This window comes from Streptococcus sp. HMSC070B10 (genome assembly GCF_001808665.1).
Classification (GTDB): domain Bacteria; phylum Bacillota; class Bacilli; order Lactobacillales; family Streptococcaceae; genus Streptococcus.
The window spans coordinates 1-1776 of sequence record NZ_KV794161.1; the positions used below are offsets into that span (position 1 = coordinate 1).

General features: G+C 42.7%; 2 protein-coding genes. Both read right to left on the reverse strand.

The window, feature by feature from the left end; all coding sequences use genetic code 11:
- Positions 1-478: DUF1366 domain-containing protein (locus HMPREF2613_RS04910; protein ID WP_070479405.1), on the reverse strand; the 478-nt coding region annotated here is incomplete at its 3' end.
- A gap of 18 nt (positions 479-496) precedes the next feature.
- Positions 497-1776 (reverse strand): DUF859 family phage minor structural protein (locus HMPREF2613_RS04915; RefSeq protein ID WP_222563125.1); only part of this gene is annotated, 1280 nt, incomplete at its 5' end.

The following is a 1776-nucleotide window of genomic DNA, read 5'->3' on the forward strand; positions in this document are numbered from 1 at the left end:
GCCATTTTGGATTCGTATCAAACGGATAAGGCATGGCAATGATGTCTCCATTTGAGTAGCGTGTACTCGTTACAAGTGGCTTGATGAATGCTGCTACCTTGCCATAGGCGTGGGTAGGCATACCTCCATTTTGAGATACTGCCAAGGCAATCAAGACCTCAGTGATAGTTGAAACCGCATAAAGGTTTTCTTTATTTTCTACTGTCGCTTGCTCTACCTTAGTTGCCATTTCCTTATTTTGCTTGAGCTGCGCTTCTACCTGATTAAATTTCTCTTTCTCAGCACGCTGTGGAAAATTCTCCTGATAAAGAGCCTCGAGTGCCAACTCAAAGAGTTCAGTATTAGACAAGCTGATTTTGTCGGCAGGTAACAAGATAGGTAAGATAGCACCATTTGAGTTGACAAGTGTGACCTTGGTAGCTGATGCTGTTCCACTGCCGTCATATTCCAAGGACTTTGTCCCGTATTCTAGTTTCATATATATTCCTTTCGTTTATTAAGGGTAAGGGTCATTTGTAATATAAGTTATTGTGCCTGTCCAGTATTTGTTTCCTGGCGCTTTACTTGTCAGACGGATTTTTCCATCTGAGGCAAGGTGTAAGATAGCTGTGCCTGTTACTGTTGAGTCAGACAATCCTTGTAAAACCAAGTTAACCTCTTGAGCTGGTCTAAATCCAGCTGGTATTGTTTCTTTGACTTCTCGATAGTCTGAAATTGTGGCAATGTCTGCGATTTTTCTTTCGGTTGAAATTGTGACAAGATTGCCATTTCTTGTTACGTTGCCGTTAATGAACCAACCTAGCTCAATCTTTCTTTTTGCTATTTTGGAGGTAGCAATAAAATCTGAATTATTAGTTGACTCTGACTGTTGAGCAACATAGCGCCATGGCCTCCAGTTATTATCAAAACCATTCTCTCTAACTGCCATGTATCCCATTGATGTTGTAAATCGCTGAATAGCCTCTGCTGAGCCCGGATTAGGTCTAAACACCTCTAACATCCCCCACGCACCAAAAGGATTGTTGGGAGAAGTTCCGTCCATCCACCAGTGCCCAGTATTTGTCATTGAGTTGAAATTTTGTTTGATGAGTTTCCCAAAACCTCTATTATCTGTAAGCTGATATTGCTGAATAGGATTGTCATTAGCGTAGATGTCGCCCTTGACATCCAAAGCACCACGCTCACGGATTTTGTTGACGCCTACACCTGAGCGGTCATAAGAGAATACCACGCTTTCAGTTGCCACGTTGACCATAAACTCAGTACGAGTGAATTTGTCCTCAAGGATACCAATGACAACCCATGACTGATTAGCTAGATAATTCCCTGAAAGATTAGCCCGTGAATTGACTAGACTTGAAATACTTGACCAGGTACCAGTCGCTTGACCATTGTCAACTGTAAAAGCATTAGTTCCTAGTCTTGCAACCTTGAAAGTCAAAGTCATTGTGTTCTTTTGACTTCCTGATACAGTCAGAGGGGCTACTTTGGCGTTTCTAGTGACCGTCAATGTGCTAGAGGTTGAGCCTGTTCTTGCTATGCTAAAGCTGAGAGCAGGGGCAAAATACTCAAGAACGGTCGCGGATATCTCTCTAGTATCAGACCAGCGCCCACGGCTATCAGATACTCTTGCTCTGATTTTGATTGTGCCGTGGTAGTTCATGATACCTAAACTACCACCGTTTGAACTTGTAGACTGGTTTTTGCCAACGATTTCAGCGTAGTATCCAGTTATTGATGAACCGTAGGAACCAACTGCACCATTAAACCCTACCT